The following is a 22,541-nucleotide window of genomic DNA, read 5'->3' on the forward strand; positions in this document are numbered from 1 at the left end:
GTCGAGGCGACCATGACCTCCGGAGCCCGGATCTGGCTGGCCGGGGAAGAGGGGGAAGACGGTCTGGCGGTGTTCGGCCTGGCCGAACTGTTCGGTGATCCTTCTTTCAGTCTGGTTGGTCCGGCACGTCTGAGGGTGCCGCAGATGGGGTTGCTGTCGACCGTGCCCGAAGACGAGCAATGGCGGGCGTTCGCCGTGGAACGGCACGTCCGCGAGGTGGAGACCGGGCATCCCACACCGGACGGCGAGGGCCCGGTGAGGCCTCAGTACGACCCGGATTCCACGACGCTGGCCCAGCGCGAGCAGGCGAAGGCCGATGAACTGGCCGCGCTGGGCTGGGTGAGCGTGAGCCGGGCAACGGTGCGCAGGTGGCGTGCACGCTACCGTGCGGACGGGGTGTGGGGGCTGGTCAAAAAACGCGGCTGCTCGGCGCGGTTGGCCCGGGCCGATCCCCTGCTCATCGAGGCGCTGCGCACGCTGCTGGCCAAGGAGGCCTTTCGCTCCCGTTCACGGGGGTGGAAGACGCGGATGCGGCGGGAGGTGCGGTGGTGGCTTGATGCCAAGCATGGTGAGCGGACGGTCAAGGTGCCGCCGAAGTCCACGTTCAACAAGCTCATTGACACCGTGGAGGAACTGCTTGGTCTGCAGGGGACGGTGGCGCAGCGGCGTGCCCGCGCTGCGCGTCCGACCCCGCCGTTCAAGCCGACGCTGGCGCTGCGCCCGGGTGAGATCGTGATGCTGGACAGTTCCCCCATGGACGTGCTGGTGGTCCTCGACGACGGGGTGGTCGGGCGTCTGGAGTTGACCACCGCTGTTGATGTGGCGATGCGCGGACTGTGGGGGGTGCTGCGGCCGGCGGGGAGCAAACTGACTGACGTGGCAGTGCTGTTGGCGCAGATGATGACGCCAATGACGATGCGGCCCGGCTGGGACGCCTCGTTGTCGATGGCCGCGTCGGTCGTGCCGCACGAGCGACTGACCGGTATGGACGAGCGGCTGAAGGATGCGGCAGCCCGTCCGGTCATCGTGCCCGAGACGGTCGTGGTGGACCAGGGCAAGGTGTTCGTCTCGCCCGCCACCCAGGCCGCGTGCGAGAGCCTGGGCATCTCGTTGCAGCCCGTGCCTCCAGCCAATGGACCGGCCAAGGGCCATGTGGAACGGCCGTTCGGCTCGATCAATTCACTGTTTTGTCAGTGGCTGGCGGGTTTTACCGGTTCGAACGTGAGTGAGCGCGGCTCCAAGGTGGAGAAGGAGCCGCTACGGACCGTGGCGGAGATGCAGGCGCTGTGGGAGGAGTTCCTCGTGCACTGGCACCACCGCCCGCACGAAGGTCTGCGCCACCCGCTGATGCCGAAGAAGGCTCTCACGCCCAACCAGATGTGGGCGGCGCTGCTTCCCGTGACGGGGTACGTGCCGGTGCCGCTGAGTACGGACGACTTCGTGGAGCTGCTGCCGGTGCGCTGGCAGGCGATCACGGATGCCGGCATCCGGTTCGACTACCGCACCTACGACGACTCCTGCCTCAACGGCCACCGCGGGCAGCACTCTGGGGTGGCCTCGGAGAAGGGGCTGTGGGAGGTGCACTACAACCCCTACGACCCCGTCCGGATCTGGGTCCGGCTGCCGGAGGGGTTTCGTGAGGTGGCATGGATCCATGCCACCTCGGTCAGCCTCCCGTTCACCCACCACGTCTGGGAGCACATCTGCAAGGTCGTCGAACGCACCGGCCCACGCGAGGAACACGAGGCCGAACTGGCCCTGGCCCTGGACCGGTTCCTGCGAAAGGCCGCCGGCAAGGAGAAACTGTCGGCCGCTGAGCTGCGGGTGGTGGCGAAGTCCCGTGCGTCAGGCGCAGTGCCAGCGCCCGCGGGTGAGGTCAACATCCTGGACGTGCCCACGGTGTCGTTCGGCCTGGCCGGCGTCTACGCGGCGCCCGAGATCGACGACGAGACCATCCCCGACGAGGACGACGACGTCTTCGCCGTCCCGGACGACGAGCCGGAAACCGGCCAGGGCGACGGTGGGTCCCTCGTCCTCAGCGACATGCCTGCGGAGGATGACCAGTGGCTGCCGTAACCTTCGCCGCAGACGACGACTTCTTCGACGACGAGGTCGTTCCCGCTGCGGTCACGAACTGCGTGCTGTGGTGGGCGGACGTGGTGCGCCCGCGCGTGATCGCGCTACCGGTGGACGATCCGTCCTGGACCCGCAAGGCGCTGCTGGACTACCACTCAGAGTTCGTCATCCTGAAGACACCCGCGATGGACGAGGCGCTGACCGAGCTCAGGCGCACGCTGCTGGTGAACAACCGGCAGCGGTACACTGCCCGGCGAGGCGTGATCGTGTCCGGGCCTCCCGGGGCAGGCAAGTCGACCACACTCGCGGAACTTGCCCGGTCCTTCGAACGCAGCGAGCGGCGCCGCCGGCCGGGGCGGGAGGAGTACATGCCCGTGGCGTTCGCCTCCATCCCGGCCAGGTATACGCCCAAGAGTCTGGTCCAGGTCCTCGCCCGGTTCGCCGGTATCCCCGTCCACGACGGGATGACCGAGTATACGATCACTGATGCCGTGTGCCGTGTGCTGTGTGAGCGGCGCACCCGGGTGGTGTTCATCGACGACGTCCATCTGATCAACACCCGCATCCAGCCCGGCGCTGACACCTCCGACCAGCTCAAGACCCTGGGCGAGCGGTTGCCCGTGACGTTCGTGCTGGCCGGTGTCGATGTGGAGCACTCACCGCTGCTGACCGGGCCCCGCGGCGCCCAACTCGCTGCCCGGTGCAAGCTCCTGCGTACTCCCCCGCTGCTCAACGGCACCCCTGGGCAGAAGACTGTGTGGCGCAACTTGCTGCAAGGCATGGAGGGGGCGTTGCGGCTGGCCCATCACCGGCCCGGGACGCTGGTTCGCCACGCAGACTACATTCACCTGCTCACTGGCGGTGTGATGGCCAGTCTGTCCCTCCTCGTCCGGGAGGCTGCAATCCGCTCCATCTTGGACGGGAGCTTCAGGATCACGAAGCGTCTGCTGTCGCTGGTGGTGCTCGACGTTCAGGCCACGAACGCGACACGCGCCACGCGCAGGCGAAGCCCCGACCGCTAGTCGACTGGCCCACGCAGGCTTGTGGTGAGGCGACCTCATGGCCGCATCACCGCAAGTCTGCCTTACCCGACGATCCCGTGGTCTTCCTCCCCTTCTGGCGGAACGCGCACCTGCTGACCTGCCCCGGTCCGCGCCGCCCCCTGCTGTCTACGCAAAGGACCTACCTGGTGGCATCCCCTCTGCCAGTGTCCCTATCGGCTCGACTCCGGCCCGTTAAGGGGGAATTGACCGGTTCATGGCTGCGCAGAATGGCCGCTGGGTTCGGCCTGTCCGCCCAGGACCTGCTGCGAGGCATCCTGGGCAGCCCGCACGGCGTGAAGGTGACGAACACCCCGGCCACTGGTCTTGAACTGTTCCTCAGCCCTTCCGCGCAGGTGGTACTGGCCCGGTTCTCCGGCCTGCCCCGGCTCCCCGTCCTGCTGCCCAACCTCGCCGCCCCTCACAGCCGGCTCGTGGACGACGAGGTCCGGCGGGCCGCCTGGTACGGGCCGTGCGGGGCATGGGTGGGGGCCTGCCCTCCGTGCACGGCGCGGGCCTGGCGGCCCGGGCAGGGCGTGCTGGTGTACCCGGGAGCCGCCGGACATGTGTGTCGGCGCCACCGGCGCTGGCTCCTCGCGCACACGGAGCGGCCAGCGAGTATTCCGCTGCAGACCCTGCCAGAGGTACTTGCTGCTCACCGCCGTCACGCCGCTCTGGTACGGGCTCACCCGCGGGCCGAGCAGGTAGTGTCTCTCGCCGCAGCGGTGGTGTGGTCGTGGCAGGTGCAGGGATGGAACTTTGAGAGGGTCTGGCAGGATCGGGCGCGTCGGCTGACCGCGGCCACGGGATGCACGTCGGCAGCTGTCGTACCACATGCGCTGCTGACCTATCCGGAAACGATTGTCATCGCCCGGCTGCTGGGCGACCCACGCTGGCAGCAGCGACTGCGCGCGGCCACCACGACGACGGGAACGGCCGCCGCCGCGACGATGCTACTGAAGGAGATCGGCCGCCGGGTCGACAGGCCATGGCTCGCGGACTGGCTCGCGGCCTGCACCCGGATCGGCTCCCGGGAGGCTGCCCGGACCGATCCGCTCCAGCGGTGGCTGCTCAAATCCGCGGACGGAGCCAACGGTGACGCGCTGTGGTCGGTGCACCAGTCGGCGGCCCGGCCCACCGGGTATAGCAACCGCGCCCGGTTCCTCACCGACCGCCGCTCCCGCTTCGTGGTCGAGGAGGCCAAGGCCGCGTCCCTGACCGGCGGCTGGGAACCCTGGGCCGCCCCGCGCGCTGTCCCGGACGACGCCATGCCGGTGACTGTCCTTGCCGACACGGCGCGCTTGTGCCGCCTCGGTGACGTAGGCGGTGTGCAGTAGTCAGCGCCGGTTGCGTCACGTGGTCTCGTTTCCGACTTAAGATCTTCAGTTGCCGCTGCCGTAGAACATCACCTGGTATGTCTTCGCTGCTGAGAGCATTGCGCATGTACGTGAGCACAAAGCCCGTGTGGGCCAAAGCCGCACGATTCGAGAACAACGAAGTCCGCCAACTGCTGGTGCCGGGCGGGAATCTGGAGGTCACCCAGGAGCACGGCGTCCTACGGGTGAGGGGTGTTTTCGGGAGCTGGCCTGCCGCGCAGACGCCGCTGGAAGGAGACGCCCTCACAGCGGTGCTTCAGGATGGCAGGGGCGGTACGGTCGCCTGGTATGGCAGCCGGAACGCGCATGGCCCGCAGAGGGTTGTGGAGTCTTACCGCGGTGCCATCGGGTTCCGCTCCCACGAGGAACCGCACAGTCTGCGCCGGCCGCAGATCGGAGCCCTGCACGCGGTGATGGCGCACTGGGCCTCCGGGGTGGGCGGCGCGGGCATCGTGGTCATGCCCACCGGCACCGGCAAGACCGAAACCATGCTGGCCCTGCTGGTCGCCGCCTCGATGCCGCGGCTGCTGGTCCTGGTTCCCAGTGCATTGCTGCGTGACCAGGTTGCGGGAAAGTTCGAGACGCTGGGCATTCTGCAGCGGGAGCAGATCGTCACTCCCGGTGCGCTGCGGCCTCATGTCGGCCGCCTTGAGCACGGGTTCAAAGACCCCGCTCAGGCAGCCCTGTTCGCACAGGCCTGCAACGTGGTCGTGGCCACTCCGCAGATTCTGAGCAGAAGCCTCCCTCAGGTACGGGCAGCCCTGCTGGAGTCGTTCACCCACTTGATCGTCGATGAGGCTCATCACGCGCCGGCACGGACCTGGGCTGAGGTCATCGGCGAGTTCTGTGACCGGCCCGTTCTGCTGTTCACCGCAACGCCGTTTCGGGAGGATCGCCGCAGTCTGCCCGGTCGGACAGTTTTCCGCTTCCCTCTGAGGGAGGCGCAGCGGGACGGCTATTTCCGGCGGATCAACTACCGTGCCGTGACGGGGTTGTCCGGCCTCGACGCAAAGCTCGCGCGCCAGGCGGTCGAGCAGCTTCGCTCCGACCTGGCGGCCGGGTGCGACCATCTGCTTATGGCGCGGGCCGAGAACATCGCCAAGGCCGAGGAGATTGCTGTTCTCTACGAGCGTCTGGCGCCTGAATTCGCTCCAGCCGTGGTGCACCAGGGTATCGGGGCCACCCGCCGCAGGGCGGCGATAGCGGCGTTGGGGGAACGCCGGTGCCGCATCATCGTCTGCGTCGACATGCTCGGTGAGGGATTCGACGAGCCGGCGCTGAAGATCGCGGCCATGCACACGGCGCGCAAGAGTCTCAGTCCAATGATCCAGTTCATTGGCCGGTTCACCCGTGCCGCGAGCGGGCTGGGCGAGGCCACCATGTTGGTGGCACATGAACCGCGCACCAGAGCGTCTCCGCTGCGCCAGCTGCTGCGGGAGGACGCCGACTGGAACTACCTGTTGCGTGACCTCACCGAGCGGGCGGCCTCAACAGCCGAGGCTGTCAACGAGTTCGACGTGTCCTTCCACGGCGCGCCTGAGGACACCGCTGCCGCCGCTCTTGAGCCGAAGTTGAGCGCCGTGGCCTACCGGGCCCCCTCCGATCGATGGAGACCCGAGGCAGCTTTGGCACTGTTCACAGGAAACAGCCGCGTGCGGGGCGATGCCCTGTCCATCGGCCACGATGACCAGGTCGCCTGGTTCATCGTCAAGCACTGCACGGCGGTGCGCTGGCTGGCGCCGTCAGTGGTGAAGGACGTGGTGAACGAGCTGTTCGTGCTCTATTTCGACAGAGACAGACGTCTTCTGTACCTGCACGGGTCGGAGAATTCCGGGACCTACACCGAACTTGCCGAAGCCGTCCTCGGAACGGACTGCGAGCTGATCAATGGGGCGCGCCCCTACCAGGTTCTGGCGCACCTGGACCGGTTGATCCCGACGAACGTCGGCCTCAAGGACGCCCGCGACCACTTCACCCGGTTCTCCATGCACGCCGGAAGTGACGTGTCCCAGGGCTTCGGCAGCACCCAAGAGCACAAGACCAAGACACATATCACCGCGTCTGGCCTGGCCAATGGAGACAGCGTCTCCATCAGTGCCGCGTCCCTGGGACGGTTCTGGTCACCCAGCAGCGCCTCCAGCCTCAAAGCCTGGACGGACTGGTGCGACAGACAGGGCTCGAAGCTCCTGGACGACAGCATCGACCTACAGAAGGTCTTCAAGGGGTTCATCATCCCGCAGGACCTCACCGAGCGGCCGGAACTCGTGCTCCTCGGCGTGCAATGGCCCTGGACCGTGTACACCGCCAACCGGGACCGCCTCACCATCCGTTTCGACGATCAGCGCTATGCGCTGACCGATGTCGGCTTCGAGGTGGACGACTACGACCGCACCGGCCCCTTCCAGTTCTCGCTGGTCACCGACACGTGGAGAGTCCCCTACCGGGCCGAGGTCGGCGCCAAGGGCCTGACCTACCATCCTCGCGGCCACGACGCAGCCGTCATCAGCGGCAGCGGACGCGCGCCCCTGACCGAGAGCCTGGAGGAATGGTTGAACGCTAACAAGCCCGACCTGCTCCTTGAGGGCGACCATCTCATCGACGACGACAGCAAACTCATCACGCCCCGCTATGACCGCCGCCCCTTCGACACCTCGCTGCTGACCCCGCTGGACTGGTCCGGGATCGACTTCACCGTGGAGTCGCAAAGGCCGCAGCGACACCCCCACTCCATCCAACACCGCGTCTCCGCCCACCTGCAGGCCACGACGGTCTTCGACGTCCTGATCGACGACGACCGGTCGGGCGAAGCCGCCGACCTGGTCGGTCTCAGAATCGACGGCGAATACCTGGATGTGACGCTGGTCCACTGCAAGTACTCCAAGCGGCGGCCGGGCGCCCGGGTGGAAGATCTCTACGAGGTCTGCGGCCAGGCCATGGGCGGCGCGAAGTGGCGCCGGAACGTGGAGAGCCTCCTGGAGCACCTGCGGGCCCGCGCCATCCACTACAGCCACCGAAACCCGGGCTTCTCGCCCTATGAGGTCGGCGGGCACGAGGACCTGCTCGCCGTCATGGAGCAGGCGCGGCTGCTGTTTCCCCGCTTCCACACCGTCATCGCCCAGCCCGGTTTGCAGGCCAGCACCGTAACCGATCGGCAGTTGTATCTCCTGGCCGGAGCAGAGAAGTACGTACGGCAGGTCACTGCAGGCGGTTTCACCGTCTATTGCAGCCGCTAGCGGGCGTGTTGGGAAACAGCGGAGGCCAACGGGAGATCGTCGGGGCGTTGGTGGGTGGGCGGGCCCTTTGACGGCGGTGTCTGGCACAACACCTCGCGCGCGGCGGGCATCCCGCCGGGGGCGGGGACACGTGCGGGGCGGGCTGCTCGTGAGCGCCCTCACCAGGCGCCGGGAAAAAATCATGCCGCCTGAAGATCTCTGCTGATGGGAGCAGTATCACCGTCCGACATTCACTCGTTTGGCGGTCACTCCATCGAGTGACGATTTCGCTGCTTTCCACCCCCGGTTGTCAGAGCCGAGTGCTGCACTCTTCGCCATGACAAGCGGGCTTTCTTCTTCTGTCCGGGGCTCCTCCCCGCCGTTTCGCGAAGGCTTCCTCGATGTGGACGCGCTCCTCGACAGCGAGGAGCGCCAGCTGCTGGCCGCTGCTCCGGAGGCCGCGGCCGACAGCGGCTGGCTGTCCCTGGTGGCCGATCCGGGTTTCGTGCGGCGCAGCACGGTCCTGGCTCGTTCCAGTCCGCTGCACCGGCTGGATCTGCGGCAGGCATGGCAGCAGTTCCCTGCCGGGGTTTACGATCCGCGGACGTTGGCGTTGGCCGCGCTGGACGTGGTGATGCACCACCAGGGGCTGGACCGGGAGGCGACGACCGAAGCGGTCGTGGGCTTTCTGGTGGACCTGGCGCACGTGGCGGCCCCGGACCGGGATCACCGTGAGCACACGGCAGTTGCCCGGTTCGTGCTGCGGGAGCTGCTCAACGACCAGGAGGGCGGGGTGGAGTTCTCCATCCCCTACAGCGACTACCGGGAAGGGCATCGTCGGCAGGAGCTGGGAGTACGGCTGCTGACGGAGGAGATCGGGCGGGACGGGCAGGCGGTGCTGCGGGCGAGCGTTCCGGCGATCAACTTGCTGCTGGCGGGGATGGATTTCGATGTGGAGGACCAGCAGGCCGCGCAGGATGAGATTCTGCGCCGCCAGGTGCGGTCGGGGCGATGGAGCCGGGCGGAGGAGAGCGCCGGGGAGAGCCTGAGGCTGTCGCTGGCGTATGCCGAGCAGATTCGCTCCGTGCTAAGGGAGACCGAACGCGATGTACGGGCCGTGGACTGGCGCAGGCAGGTCCCGGAGCTGCTCAACACCTCCCGCAGCCACCTCGTTGAGCGGCAACGGTCCGAGACGGGACTGATCGGGCTGATGCGGCAGGCCCGCAACGGCATCGAGGACGACGATGTGCTTCTGACCTGTGCACGCATCCTCGAACTGCTGAAGCGGGCACGCCAGCGGCACACCCAGTTGCTCAAGGAAGTGCTCGGCGCGCGTACGGCTTTCCTTCATGCCCAGGCCCGGCAGCGTTTTCGGCCCATGCCGGAACTGGCCATGGTCTCCGTGCAGCGCGACGTGCTCCTGCCCGTGCTGGAGCTGGGGCCGCACGAGGCGGGTCAGGTGACCGCGCTGTTCACCGACGCGCTGTGCGGGCCGGTGGTAACGCGTCTGCCGCGGCTGCGTGGCTGGTGGCAACTGCTGCTGTCCCCGGTGCGGGAGAACGCCGGCACCTTCGACGACGACGAGACGGTCGAACTCACTGATGACGATCTGCTGGAGAGTGCCTCCGTCCACAGTGACCACGACTATGCGCAGGCCCGCAGTGTGCTCGCGGGCGCCCTGGCAGGCCCGGTGCGGTTGTCGCAACTGCTCGCCGATGCACGGCTGTTGGGTCCGGCCGCAGCCGATGTAGTCGCGCTGTCCGTCCTGGAGGCCTTCGCCCCGGACCCCGAAGACGAGGACGGTCCGGTGTATGGCCTGTCCGATCTGCTCGGTGAGCGGCTGGTGGTGCTGGACGACGGCCAGGTCTTCGACGACGGTGCTTACCGCGGCAGCGACCTGCTCGTTGTGCCCGTCCCGGTGGCGGCGGGCGATGCCGCACGTGGGGAAGCGGCATGAGCGCCGCCGTTTCGGGGCTTGAGGATGCGGCAGAGTTGGTGCGCTACGGATGCCAGCCGCGGCGGCGTCCGCTGGCCGATGCACGCTATCGGGACCTGCTGCAGCGCTACCGGATGGACAGTGCCTTTCGTGAGCGGGTCGATGCGATCGCCCAGGGCCTGGGCGTGGAAGTGATCGCCGCCCATCCCCAGGAGGGGCTGGTGCTGCACGCGGTGGACGGCGGTCTGTTCACCTACCGGCTCAAGGACGATCTGCGGCGGACATCGCTGCAGCGCCTGGTGACCGGCCTGGTGCATGTCGCCATCGCGGCACGGGTGTATCCGACCGAGCACGACCTGGACGAGGAGTCCGTCAAGCGGATCGGGGTCGGCGAGGTGGATGAGTTCCTGCGTCATCTGGTGGAAGAGCTACGCAAAGCGTCACACGGCGAGGACGGCCTGCCGGTTCCCGACGCGGCTGTCGATGCCGTGTGGCGGCTGTACGCCGGCCGCCCGAGCTGCAAACCCACCGCAGGAGGCCGGGGGCTGACGCAGCTGAGCACCCAGAACGTCATCCGGGAGGTCCTGGAGTGGCTCGTGCACCAGGGCATGGCCCTGCACGCCCCGGAGTTCGGGGCCGGCCACTACCGGTTGCTGCACCGCTTCCGGCTGCAGGTGCGTGAAGCGGCGGCCCTGCCCGCCTTCGAAACGCTGCGCGATATCCGCCGTGCCCAGACCGCGGACACCGACACCGACACCGACACCGACACCGAGGAAACGTGACATGTACCGTCTGCGCTGCCTGCGGCTGGAGAACATCGGCCACGCCGCTGCCGGCTTCAAATCGCTGACCCTGGATCTGACCGGCGGCGCCAGCCGCGTCGACGGCACGGTGATGTCTGCCGTGGACGTGATCCTGTGGTTGCGCAACGGCGGCGGCAAGTCGAGCCTGCTGTCGCTGTTCTTCAGCCTCTTCCTGCCGGCCAAGATCGACTTCATCGGTCACAAGCAGGACAAGTCCCTGGCCGATTACGTCCCCGACGCCAAGGCCTCCCACGTCATTGCCGAGTGGGAGAACACGTCGCTGCCACGGGGAGGCCCGGCGCTGATCACCGGCGGGGTGTACCAGTGGCAGGACGGACACCGCCCGGCCGATCCGGCGGCCGAGTGGGAGCGGCTGGTGCGCCACTGGTACGCCTTGCGTCCGCTGCCGGGCGTGCTCGATCTGGAGTCGCTGCCCATTCGCACCGCAGAAGGGCAGTTGACGCAGAACGCCTACCTCAAGGCGCTGACGGCCTCCCACCAGGCGCAGCGCAGCCTGGACTTGCGCATCGCCAAAGACCAGACCGACTGGGAGAGGGTGCTGACCGGTGTCCGGCTCGACCCGGGCGTGCTGCGGATCCAGCGGAACATGAACCGCGAGGAAGGCGGGATCACCAACCTGTTCCAGTTCTCCACCTGCGAGGACTTCATCAACTTCCTCATCGACCTCGTCTGCGAGACAACGGAGCCCGGCCTGGTCCGCGCGTCGTTGGCGGAGCAGGCCGACAGGCTGGCCAAGCGTCCCGGCCGGGAGACGGAGCAGCGTTTCCTCGCCGCGGCGATGCTGGCGCTGAAGCCGGTCCGGGAGGACAGCGTCCGGGCCTCTGCCCGCAACGACGACGTCGTCCAGCAGGCCGCACTCGCCCGACGTGCCGCGGAGCATCTTGACCGGCGGGCCGCCGAGCTGGACTGCTCGGCCGCACAAGCCGCGCAGCAGGCTAAGGACGCGCAGACGCAGGCACAGCAGGCCCGGGCGCGTACCGCGCAGCAGAAGCGGCGGCTGACGGTACTCACGCACCAGACAGCGCACTGGGCGGTCGTTGAGGCGGAGGAGCGCTTGCGCGGGTGTGAGCTGGCAGAAGCCGCCGCGGCCGTGACCCGCCGCGCGTGGGATCTGGTGGAGCCCCTCCTCGAACTTGCGGCACGGCGGCAGGAAGATCGGGAACTGCGGGAGCGGCTCGGGCGGCAGGACGCACGGCAGGCGCCGCTGCGGGGGGCGGCGGAGGCCGCCGGTGCGGCCCTGCGGGACAGACTGTCCGGTGCGATCGCGGAGTTGGCCTGTGCCGCCGACGAGGCCAAGGAGGCCTGCCGGGCGGCCGCCGACGAGGCGGCCGCGGCGGAGGCCGACCGCGCCGAGGCCACGGAGGCGACGGGACAGGCCAAGGCCCGGCTGCGGCAGGCGGCACAGACGCTGTCTGCAGCGCAGGACCGTCTCACGGCAGCGCGCCGGCGCGGGCTGATCGGCCCGTCGGAGGACCCCGGAGAGGCCCTGCGCCGGTGGGAGGCCGACCATGCCGGGGCCGAGGAACGGCTGGCCCGGTGCCACGGCCGGCTGGCCGACGCGGTGAAGCGGCTGTCGGACCTCGCTGCCCAGCAGACGACCACCGCGGTGAAGCTCGCGGCGGCCCGCGAGCAGCACGGAGCGCAATGGGACCGGCTGGACCGGCTGCAGGCGGAGCGCCGCGCGTTGGCGGGTGACCCGCGCCTGCTGGAGCTGGCGTGTGCCGAGGACGGCACCGTCCTTGACCTGGACCACGTCGCCGAAGACCTGCTGAACCTGCTGGCCGAAGCGGGGCAGCAGGCGGATGTGCAGCTGCTGAAGGAACAGCAGGAGACGGTCGAGGACCAGCGGGCAGCAGATGCCTTGGACCAGGATGGCTTTCTGCCGCCGCCGGTGGAGCTGGAACGCGCAGTGCAGCGTCTGCGTGAGCAGGGAGTGCCGGCCGTGCCGGGGCTGCAGTTTTTGCGTGAGGCCTTCCCCGCGCACCGGCATGAGGAGATCATCGCTGCCGTGCCGCATCTGGTCGGCGGCGTGGTGGTGTGCGGGCCTGTCCCCGATGCCGGTCTGGAGGCGCGGGTACGCAAGGCGGGGGTGAGTACGGCCGTCATCACGGTAAGCACCGATGCGCAGGCACAGCAGACGGCCGTTTCGCCCGGCGGCGTGGGGATGCTGGTTGTGCCCGTGCACCCGGCGGCGCTGGAACCCGACGCCGCGCAGCGGGAACACGACCGGCTGCGGCACCGGCTGGCGGGAGCGCAGGAGCGCAAGAGCGCCCTGGTGCGGCGGCGTACGAAGGACGCCGCGCTGGCACAGAAGCTCCAGGCCCACCTGGACGTCTTCGGCCCGCGGGCCCGTGCCGTCCTTGAGGACGGCGTCGCCCGTCTGGAGGAACAGGTCGAGGCCCTGGACAGCCAGGAGCGGCTGTTGAACGAGCAGGCCGGTGACACGCGCCAAAGGGCCGTTGGCGCGCGGGAGGAGAGCGAGAGCCTGGCGACGCAGCTGGCCGAGCTGGCGTCACAGCTGGCCGATGCGCGGCAGCTGGCCGCACAGCATGCTGAGCTGCCCGCCTGCCAAGAGGCCGCGCGGCAGGCTCAGCAGGATCTGGCGGAGCATCAGGCCGCGGTGCGCCGGCACGCCATGGAGCACACGGCGGCAACGGCCCGGGAGCAGGAGGGGCGTGAGCGATATCGTCGGCACCGGGAACGTCTGCGGCGCTGGCGGGAAGAGGTCCAGCAGCTGACCGCTGCCCTCCCCGAGGCCTGTGCCCACGGCCTGAGCCAAGCGGAGATCGCGGCCTCGCCGGTGGAGAGCCTGCGCGAGCGCTACGAGCGGGCCCGCCGCGACTGGCAGAACGAGATCGGGGACGACGAGCTGCGCGCGCGGGCCCGCGCGTGTGCCGAACGCATTACCGCTCTGGCTCGTTCCCTGCCCGCCAGCGGCACCGCGGAGCGGAATGCGGCTGAGGAATTCTCCCGCTCACCTCGTGCCACCGATGCCGACGAGCGCGCCAGGGCGCGGGCGGAGGCCGACACCGCACAGCGCACCGCGCTGGAACAGGTCGGCGTTGCCAAGCACACGAAGAGCCAGGCCTGGGCCGCGCAGGAGGACGCGCGGTCGGCCGTGGAGGCCCTCGATCCTGCCTGGGACGCTCCCGATGAGCCGGGCGGCCCATTCAGCGGATCCGCCGAGGCCCACACCGAACTGGCAGCGGCCCAGGAGTCCGCCCGGCGTGCACAACAGGAGGTGCACGCCCTCCAGCTGACGGCATCCGAGCTCGGGACGGCGACGGAGAAAGCCCGCAACGCGGCCCACGGGGTCAGCCGCTGCGCCCAGGCCGTGACGACAGCGGTACAACGCTGCGGCATCGGCACATCGGACACGCCACCGGACGCCGCCGAGGCCGCCCGTCTCGATGTCCTGCTGGTTGAGCTGCAGGCCGACAGCGGCACATTGGCCTCCCCGTCACCCGGGCAGGCCGAGTTCATGGAACAGGCCGTGCTCAGCGTCGTCGAGAAAGCCCTGGAGGACCGGGAACGGGCTCGTAAACAGCTGGAGAAGTCCCTGCGCAAAGTGCAGCTGCTGGCCCAGGACGGCACCTACACGCAGGTCATCGACGGGCAGTTGCGGGAACGTCTGCAGAGCGACCTCGGCCACCCCGTGCGCCTGGCCGAACTGATCGACGACATCGATCTGAGGGAGAAGACCGTCCTGGACGAACTGGCCGGACTCGCCGAGGACCATCTGATGGTGGTGCAGGCCTGTGTGGAGCTGGTCAAAACGACCCTGGACGACCTGAAGGAAGTGGCCCAGCACTCCCGGCTGCCGCAGGGGCTGGGAAGCTGGTCGGGCCAGCCGTTCTTGAGCCTGGAGATCCGGCACGTCCCCGACGACGAGGTACTCGCCCGCCGTGTGTCGGCCCATGTCGACCGGATGATCGACGACGTGGCGTCACAGCCCTCCACCGCCAAGGCCAGCGCGCTGCCCACCGCGATGACCTTGGTGAAGGAATTGGTGCTGGCCGCTCTGGGTGGGCGCGGCAACGTCGTCGCGAAGATCATCAAACCGACTCAGTCCCTCGACACCATCCAGCGCAACTCGGTCACCCAGATCAAGAAGTTCAGCGGCGGAGAGCTGCTCACCGTCTCGGTTCTGCTGTACTGCACGCTGGCCCGGCTGCGCGCCGCCAAGCAGGGCCGCAGAGGGGCAGGGGGCGTGGGCACCCTGATGCTGGACAACCCGTTCGGCAAGTCGAACTATGCGCCCTTCATCAGCCTGCAGCGCCGGGTCGCGCACGCTCACGGCATCCAACTCGTCTACACCACCGGCTCCAACGACCTTCCGGCCCTGGAGCGGTTCCCGCTCATCATCCGTCTGCGCAACGGCACCGACGCACGCACCCGCGCCCAGTACGTACAGATCGAGGGCCGCTACGGCGACGCCGTCGGCCGCGGCCTGCAGCACGCAAACGGCCACGGCATCACCTCGGCGCGTCTGCACCGCCCCGACGGCGAACAGCCATCGCCCCATAATCCGCGCGCGACGGACATTCCCCGGCAGGGCAGCGAGCCGGAGCCCCCGGGTGGTGCGGAGTCTTGACGCCCGCGCAGCGCATGGTAGCCCATCTGCAGACGCAGACCCGGGTGAGGATCGGCTTCGATGCCCTGGCCGAAGCGGCTGACGAGGGCGACTCCAGCCTGCCCACGTCGCCGCTGCGGCGCCGCATCCTCGCCGACGCGGTCCGGGAACTCAAGGACAATGGCACCGTGCGGCTCCCGGTCGGCGACAGCGGCTGGGACCACAGTGCCCTCCCGCCCCTGCCCCGCTGGGTGGAACGTCTCGCACCTCGCCGCGCGCCGGCCCCACGGCCGGCTCCCCGGGCGTGGACCCAGGCCCTGGCCTTCGCCAGGCACCTGACGCTCAGTCGGGCCGATCAGGACCTGCTCGCCCCCATCAACACCCTCCAGCGGGACCGGCCGGACGTCGAGCCGGTCCCCATCGCGGAACGCTCCTACGAGCTGTACGGGGACGAGAAACACCTGGCGCGCATCGGCTCCCACCACCTGGTGACGGCCGGCCTGCTCAGCGTTGGCGAGCATCTGCGCGCCTTCCCTGCCCCTGCACCGCTGGCCATGTTCGAACTCGGCCCCGCCCCCTGGATGCTGATCGTCGAGAACAGCGCCGCCTTCACCAGCCTGCGCCGCATCTTCAACGCCTGGCCCTCATCGCAGGAGGTGGGCTGGCTGGCGTACGGCAAAGGCGACCAGCTCATCGCCTCCCTCCCCACCTGCCTGGAGACCTTCACCGAACGCGCCCATCCGGTCACCGATCTGCTGCTGTACGCGGATCTCGACACCGACGGGCTGGAATGCGCCCAGCTGGCAGCCGAGCGCGCCCAGACCGCCGGTCTGCCGCTGCTCAGGCCCGCCGTGGGTCTCTACCGGGCACTTTTCGAGCGAAGTCCGCGCGTCGTCCCATCTGGTGATGCCGACCGGATCCGGGCTGCCGCCTGCTGGCTTCCAGACCCCTACGCCGACCAGGCCGTCCAACTGCTGCTGTCCGGCCATGTGATGCGGCAGGAAGCACTCCCCCTGCCGGAGGTGCGCGCCGTGCTGGATCCGGGCCGCTGCCTGCTGCCGCAGCTGCTGGGGCAACCCGCCGACGCCGGACCGGCGTGAAGAGCGGCGCCCCAACGTGGGGCGCTGCAGCAGCGTCCGCCAGAGCCGTTGGCGGGGTGGGCGCTCCCCCGACACGTCCGGCCCCGTCCGGCCCCGCCACGGCTTGCCTGCACCCGGATTCGGGAGGCACCAGGGACAGAAAGGGACACACAATCAGCAATCCATCAGGACTACAGCCTCCGGTGCGGTGCGAGCGGCAGCATGATCGTCCCTGTCTTTCTGCCGCCCACAGCGTCGCTCCAAGCCGTCAGCGCGGCGTCCCGATCCCCGGCCCGGCCTGTTGGTTGCCCAGCGGGGCCTCGCCCAGTTCCCGCAACCAGTAGCCCGCCACCCAGGCCGCCCGGCGGATAACGTGTTCTGTGGCGCCGGAGCGGCTCCTCACACCGGACTGCCGGTTGATGACCCAGTTGACGGTGGCGTAGGAGCGTCCGGTGTGAGCAACAATCCTGGCGACGGCCGAGGTGAGTCGCTGCTGGGGAAGGGGCCCTTCGTATGTCTCGTCGCCCAGCGGTGTGACCGGTTCATAGCCGGGATCGTCAGGCTGGGGGCGGTCGCATGCATCGCACATGACGAGCATGTCGTGCACGGGTTGCACGCCGCAGTGCAGACACACGAAGCCATCACAGTGGGCGCACTGGGTCATTGCCCCATCGTTGTCATAACCGAGCGCCTTCTCCTGGGAGATGCACTTTCCTACGCAAGGGGATTGCGGCGGCGACGGGCTCAGGTCGGGCCGGTCGACGGTCAACGTCTGTTCGCCGAGAGAGGCTTGCCGTGTGGCCTCTTCCTGCCGCCTGCGCTCCGCGGCTAGACGGTTGTACCGTTTGCGGGCCTGTTCGCAGGCGACCCGCTCGGGCGCTGTGAGGTGCGTGAAGCAAGCCACGACAGGCTCTGGCAGATCGTCAAATCCCGGCCATTCTGCGGCGTTTCTGCGGCACTGAGATCCGGTGGAAACGCTGTCCCGTGAACACTTCATGGCCCCGCCCCTGTATCTGCTCCCACTGAATCCGATAGGGCAGTGGCCGCGCATTGTCAGGAAGCGTAAACAGGACCGCCCGCCAGCATGGCCGCGAGCGAGGAAGACTCACTCGTCCTCGTGAGCGCTGTGGCCGAAGGTTGCCATCAGTGGTTGTCAAGAACTCGTCGCGCTCTGTCAGGGAAGCGTCTTCGCCGAGCCGGATCGTCACGCCGCCAACGGCTCACTCCCGTCCGGTCCATAGAGGCGTCCTTGTCAAGTACGGGTACCGCTTCTTTTGTTTAGCTTCCTCCTCGAGTTGAAGCCCGGGATTCACCTATGCGGGAGTTCGACCGGTCGCCCGGCTTACGCTTGAAATCCGGCTCTCAGTGCCTCAGTACGGCGCCTGTCGACGATTCCCCACCAGTGGTGGTGGTCGCAGAAGAATCGGTCGAGCGCCTGCTGACACTCCTCCACCGCCACCGGCCATCCCCGGGGGCCGCGTTGGCTGTGCTGGGCCTGCGGCACCCGGAACCACCACCTATAGCAGGGGTCGTTGTCGCTGCCCCAGGCTCCTTCCCAGGAGCCCTCGTAGACGCATCCCCGCCGACCAGCAAGATCAGCCACCGCTTCCCGGCTGTACTCATCCAGCAGAAACCCCACGCCTTCCGATGCATACGGCTCACTGATCCTGTGCTCAGGATCGATCACCTCGATCTGCCAGACCACCCATTCGTATCCGGTCCAGGGATCCACTCTGGCAGAACTGTTCGCTGGCAGGCGCACGGGCTGCCTCTCTGTCCTCGCTCGCTTCCACACCATGGCACGAGGCATAACGAACGGCAGTACCGTATGGCACTCACCGGGTCACATCCATCCGGTCTCTCTGATCCGGACGCCCCGTTGACGAAAGGCAGGAAGGACTTACAGCTCCGGAATGGCAGGTAGCGGAGGCTCTGGTGGCAGCATCCGTTCCTGAGCGGTCAGGCAACATAAGCTGATTACGGAAAACCGCCAGACTATCAAACGCCAAGATGGGAAGCTCCTCCCGGCTCAGGGAAGCAATGTCTCTTTGATGTGGCTACCTGGCTGCTTGCGGTTGGTTGTTCCAGGATCCCTGCGGATGCCCAAGGGGTTTACCCGTCCGGCTCGGAGAACTCCCTGGCTGATTCGATCATGCAGGTACGGGCGGCGGGCACCGGTGCTTCGGGAGACAGATGGGCGGTCCCCGAAGCAGCGGGCTTCTCCCGTCCGCCAGCACCCGGCAGATGGCAGAGAAGGACTCTGCTGTGCACAGCCGGCAGACGCGTGCGGTCCGGGAGCTGTGGGTCAGTCGAGCCAGTCGTTGGGGATCAGTGCCTTGCGGTGTCCGTCCTCCGGCCGCCAGTTCTCGACGATGGCGTCCTGGAACCAGGGTTCCTCCGTGAGGTTGGCATGGTCGCACACGATGATCTGCAGTGCGCCTTCGTTGAGGTCGGCCACGTCCCTGAGCAGTTCGAAGTAGGAGGTGACGGTGTCCCAGTCGGCGTCCTGGACGGTAGTGGCGTCTTTGATCTTCGCGGGGAAGAAGGCCTGGGTCGGCTGGTCGAGCATGAGGAAGCCAGGGACGGGCCGGTTGTGGAGCCGGAAGTAGGTGTGCAGGGCGAGGTGGGCGACCATGTGGTAGCCGATCCAGTTCTTGGCGCTGCCGATGCGGTTGAGCGGGAGGCGTCCTTGGGGGCGTCGTACGACGACGTTGAGCTGGCTCAGGCTGATGGCGACTTCGTCCGCCGATGCGGCCTGTCCGAGTTCCAGGCGCCTGGCCCAGGCGGTCATGTTGGCGGCGACGTCGGTGAGGCGCCGTTCCGTCTCGGCGGTGACGTCGTCCTCGTCGATCAGAGTTTGGAGGGTGGTGACGTTCTCCCGTGCCAGGATCAGGTTGTTGCGCAGTTCGCCGATGTCACCGGCGGGTGATCCTGTGCCTGCGGTGAGCGCCTGGTCGATGCGTCCCTGGATCCGGGCGATGCGCACGTGCTGGTCCTGGAGGCTGCGCATGCGTTCGTCGCTGGCGGCGAGTTCTCTCAGCTGTGCCCCGTTGACCCGGAGGCGTTCGACGACACCTGTCCGCTCGGTCTGCAGGGACCTGCGGTGCTCGTCGCGGATCGGCTGGATGGTCTGGACCTGGTCGAGTTCCTCCGAGAGCTGTTCGGTGAGCGCGGTGATCTCGGCGGCCGATGCGTCCGGCTCCTCCAGCGGGCGCGCGCACATCGGGCAGACGGCCGTGTCGTCGCGTTCGGGGCCCAGGAGGTTGATGGATTTGAGGCGGCCGAGTTGGAGGTGCAGCTCGCCGGTGAAGGCCTCGCCCTGCTTTTGCCAGCGGTCCACCAGGGTCAGTGCCTCGTCGAGCTGCTGCAACTGCTCGCGCAGTTCCCGCCGTTCATCGCTCAGGCCCTGGCGCCGGTCCCTCAGGTCCACCGGGCCCACGGTCGACACCGTGATGGTAAGCGCCTGTTCCAGCAGCCTGCGGATCTCCTCGGGGCCGGGAGCGGCGGGGACTTCCTCCAGGAGCCCTTCGCTCTGGGCGAGGCGGAGCAGGGCGACGCCGCTCGCGTCCACCGCCTCGCGGTGGCGCTGAGCGTCGTCGAGCTTGCGCTGAGCGGCACGCTGGGCGCGCTGGGCCTCGTTCAAGTGGTAGCGGCGCAGGGCCTGTTCGGGGCCGGCTGCTCCCAGGAAGTAGGGCAGGGTGTCCTTGAGGGTCTGGGCCATGCCGGTCTCGGTCTGGCGGTGGAAGAGGGCCTTCTTGTCGGCGATCTCGTTCTGGTTCTGGAAGCACAGCAGGGCCGCCTGGGCGACGGAGACGTCAAAGGCCGCGCGTGCGGCGCCGGTGGGAGGCTGGAACCGGAAGTCCTCGATGCCCAGGCGGGCGCTGACCTGGCTGCGCAGCGCGGCGACGTTCGAGTTGGGTGTCAGTTCATCGGCGCGGGGCAGGTCAAGCGTGTCGCCGCCGGTGCGGATCATGGCCTGGGTGGTGGAGGCGCCTGCAGGCCGGGGCCTGGCGAGGAGCATGCGGCTGTCGCGGAAGGCGACCAGGAGTGCGTACCAGCCCACGGTCCGGTCGATGGGTTCGTCGGGCAGGTTGGGGGTGCTGCGGCCCAGGCAGTAGTCGACGATGTCGAGGATCTCGGACTTTCCGGTTTCGGACTCGCCGGTGAGGATGTTGAGCGCCCCCGGGCGAAACCGCACGACCCTGGGGGTGGGCCGGCCGTCTCGGTGGTAGAGGGCCAGGGCGAGTAGCTGCATGGTGGTTCGCAAGCTCCTTTGTGGAGAGGGGAGGTCAGGGACGGACGCCCAGGAGGCTGTAGGCCAGGGCGGGGTCGACGACGGCGAGCCAGCGGCCGACGAGGCCCGCGCGGCGGGCGCAGTCCGCGACTTCCTCGCTCGCCGCTGCCGAGGCGGCTTTCGGCGCGCGGGGGCAGCGCAGTCCTGTCGGGGTCACCTCGATGGCGTGGTGGCGGACAGCGGTACGCAGGCTGGCACGGGTGTAGTCGGTCAGCGCGGCGCACCGGTGTGCGAACGCGGCCTGGTGCTGGGGGTGTTCGGTGAGCCAGGCGGACATCGAGTGGACGGCCTGGGTGGGCAGGTCCTTGCGGGTGTCGGTGGGCAGCACGAACGGCAGGACCAGGAAGACGCTGGGCCAGGGCAGGGGGTGGCCGGCCTTCTTGGTGGCGGCGTGGACGCCGGTGGCCAGGAGATAGGCGCCGAAAGCCGTGTTGAGCAGGGCCTGCGCTTCGGGGACACGGTGGTTGGTCATGGTCACTGGCCTGGTTGCTCGTTGTAGTTCTGGCACAGGTCGGGATAGTCGGGGTGCCAGCCGACGGACTCGTGGTCATCGGCGCTCTGCGCCCGGTCGGCGAGGCTGTGCATGGTGCCGCGGCCGATCCATCCCTCGGTGGTGCTGCCTGGGCGGGCGGGCATGCCAGCGGCCTTGTCCATGGTGTCGTCCAGGACGCGTTTACCGACAGTCCTGCGCTCCGCGGCGGGGGTGTCGTCCTCGACCGCGTCGGTGTGGCGGGTGAAGACGTGGTCCCACTCGTCCCACAGAAGGCGCTCGTAGTCCTCGAGCGCCTGTTCGGTGATCGTGAAATCGCGCAGCCATGCCGAACGCTGTGCGCGGGCGTAGTGGTAGTCCCTCAGGTGGGTGGCGACCGCGCGGTCCTTCAGGCCGATCCACCGCATCTGCGCGACAACCAGATGGTCCTTGTAGGCTGCGACCTCGGCGGCGGTGAGACGGCGCAGCGTCTCGGTGACGGGCAGGTTTTTCCCCGCGAACCGGTCTAGGGTCTCGTCCAGGAGACACTGCAGTTCCTTGGCGGTCACCGTGGCCCGTGTCCCGTTCTTGTCCAGCAACTCCACGGCCATGCCGTACCACCACCCCTTGATGTAGTCGAGGATGGCGCGGGCGTGCTGGCCGGGCCTGATCCCCAGTATCCGGGCCAGACTAGAGTCGAGGTCTGACATCAGCGGCGACGCGTCGTTGATCTCGATGGCGGCGACGAGCCGATAGCGCTGCGCCGGCGTGAGGTCAGTGAACTTCTTGCGGTCCTTGGCAGTGGTGTCGGGTTCGGCGGCCCGGGCGACCTGCTCCATGGCGGCCAGGGCGTCGGCTACGGAGCGGCCGGTACCCGGGCGTAGTTGGTGGAGGAAGGTGTCTTCGGCCGCCACCTGGGTGGTGACCAGCCGCAGCAGGGGCATCGTCCCGGCGGACAGGCACCCCAGGGCGGTCAGCGCGTCGATCCACGAGGCGACCGAGCGCCAGAAGTCCTTGCCGGTCTCACTCAGCCGCCCGGCGTTCTCGCGGTGTTTGGACTGCAGCAACACAAACGGGTCGTCTGTTTCCTCGTACAGGAACTCGATGTCGTCGAGGACTTCCATACGGACTTCGACCGTGATGTCGTCCCAGCTGCGTTCGGCGAGTTCCAGCAGGGCAAGTTCGCACTGGTAGAGGTACCCGGTCATCTGGCCTGCCGCCGAATGCGACCCTGCTTGCGCCACGTTCCCCACTTGTGGTCGAGCCTGCACTGAACGACGGCTTCCTCGCCGCGTCGGAGAGGCAGACGCGACGGCCTACGGCGTAGGCGGCTGCGGCCGAATCCCCCAGGAACCCGCCCACCACTCCCCTGTCGGCGTAACCTAGCACCTCACAGGCAACACGCGGCACTCAAACGATCACCCGGGGTCACGCGACGGCGGGAGTCGCTACCCGTGCTTGCACGGCCGCCACCATGGGTTCGTTACCGTATACGTGGCCACCCGTCTCGAACCACCCGAGGATTGCCAAGCAGCTTGAAGTACGGTATAGGCACCATAGCCGCGAGCCGCGAGCCGCGAGCCGCGAGCCGCGAGCCGCGAGCCGCGAGCCGCGAGCCGCGAGCCGCGAGCCGCGAGCCGCGAGCCGCGAGCCGCGAGCCGC

General features: G+C 68.5%; 13 protein-coding genes. 8 read left to right on the forward strand and 5 right to left on the reverse strand.

From position 1 onward, the window contains the following. Positions 1-12: 12 nt before the first annotated feature. The 8 genes from ACIBAF_RS41470 (at position 13) to ACIBAF_RS41505 (ending at position 16,137) form a co-directional block, all read left to right on the forward strand. Entirely contained in the window at positions 13-2,076 is a 2,064-nt protein-coding gene (locus ACIBAF_RS41470; RefSeq protein WP_399470619.1) for a transposase, read from the forward strand. Continuing rightward, a complete protein-coding gene (locus ACIBAF_RS41475) occupies positions 2,064-3,098 on the forward strand; it encodes a TniB family NTP-binding protein (protein WP_399470621.1) in 1,035 nt (344 codons plus the stop codon). Before ACIBAF_RS41470 ends, ACIBAF_RS41475 begins: the two co-directional genes overlap by 13 nt. 248 nt (positions 3,099-3,346) lie before the next feature. Next, the gene (locus ACIBAF_RS41480; RefSeq protein WP_399470623.1) at positions 3,347-4,453 is read left to right on the forward strand and encodes a hypothetical protein; all 1,107 of its coding nucleotides are present in this window, start codon (positions 3,347-3,349) and stop codon (positions 4,451-4,453) included. A 77-nt stretch (positions 4,454-4,530) separates the two neighbouring features. Continuing rightward, entirely contained in the window at positions 4,531-7,725 is a 3,195-nt protein-coding gene (locus tag ACIBAF_RS41485) for a DEAD/DEAH box helicase (protein WP_399470625.1), read from the forward strand. A gap of 382 nt (positions 7,726-8,107) precedes the next feature. Further along, the gene (locus ACIBAF_RS41490) at positions 8,108-9,661 is read left to right on the forward strand and encodes a hypothetical protein (protein WP_399470627.1); all 1,554 of its coding nucleotides are present in this window, start codon (positions 8,108-8,110) and stop codon (positions 9,659-9,661) included. Then, positions 9,658-10,422 (forward strand): hypothetical protein, encoded by a 765-nt coding sequence (locus tag ACIBAF_RS41495; protein ID WP_399470629.1) that lies wholly within the window; start codon positions 9,658-9,660, stop codon positions 10,420-10,422. Before ACIBAF_RS41490 ends, ACIBAF_RS41495 begins: the two co-directional genes overlap by 4 nt. A 1-nt stretch (position 10,423) precedes the next feature. Further along, complete coding sequence (locus tag ACIBAF_RS41500) at positions 10,424-15,058, forward strand: hypothetical protein (protein ID WP_399470631.1); 4,635 nt, start codon at positions 10,424-10,426, stop codon at positions 15,056-15,058. Beyond that, positions 15,055-16,137, forward strand: coding sequence for a hypothetical protein (locus ACIBAF_RS41505; protein ID WP_399470633.1), 1,083 nt, complete (start codon positions 15,055-15,057; stop codon positions 16,135-16,137). The genes ACIBAF_RS41500 and ACIBAF_RS41505 overlap by 4 nt, the downstream gene beginning before the upstream one ends. 247 nt (positions 16,138-16,384) lie before the next feature. Here ACIBAF_RS41505 and ACIBAF_RS41510 read toward each other — a convergent pair whose 3' ends face one another. From ACIBAF_RS41510 to ACIBAF_RS41530, 5 genes are all read right to left on the reverse strand, one after another. Continuing rightward, complete coding sequence (locus ACIBAF_RS41510; RefSeq protein WP_399470635.1) at positions 16,385-17,020, reverse strand: hypothetical protein; 636 nt, start codon at positions 17,018-17,020, stop codon at positions 16,385-16,387. Between the two features lie 438 nt (positions 17,021-17,458). Next, complete coding sequence (locus ACIBAF_RS41515) at positions 17,459-17,848, reverse strand: hypothetical protein (protein WP_399470637.1); 390 nt, start codon at positions 17,846-17,848, stop codon at positions 17,459-17,461. A 573-nt stretch (positions 17,849-18,421) separates the two neighbouring features. Further along, a complete protein-coding gene (locus ACIBAF_RS41520) occupies positions 18,422-20,371 on the reverse strand; it encodes a DUF3732 domain-containing protein (protein WP_399470639.1) in 1,950 nt (649 codons plus the stop codon). A 34-nt stretch (positions 20,372-20,405) separates the two neighbouring features. After that, on the reverse strand, positions 20,406-20,882 hold the full coding sequence (locus ACIBAF_RS41525) for a three component ABC system middle component (RefSeq protein ID WP_399470641.1): 477 nt from the start codon (positions 20,880-20,882) through the stop codon (positions 20,406-20,408). Positions 20,883-20,884: 2 nt separating this feature from the next. Continuing rightward, positions 20,885-22,087: an ABC-three component system protein gene (locus ACIBAF_RS41530; protein ID WP_399470643.1), complete on the reverse strand. Its 1,203-nt coding sequence runs from the start codon at positions 22,085-22,087 to the stop codon at positions 20,885-20,887. Between the last annotated feature and the right edge of the window lie 454 nt (positions 22,088-22,541).

It is taken from the genome of Streptomyces sp. NPDC051677 (genome assembly GCF_044453465.1).
Lineage (GTDB): Bacteria > Actinomycetota > Actinomycetes > Streptomycetales > Streptomycetaceae > Streptomyces.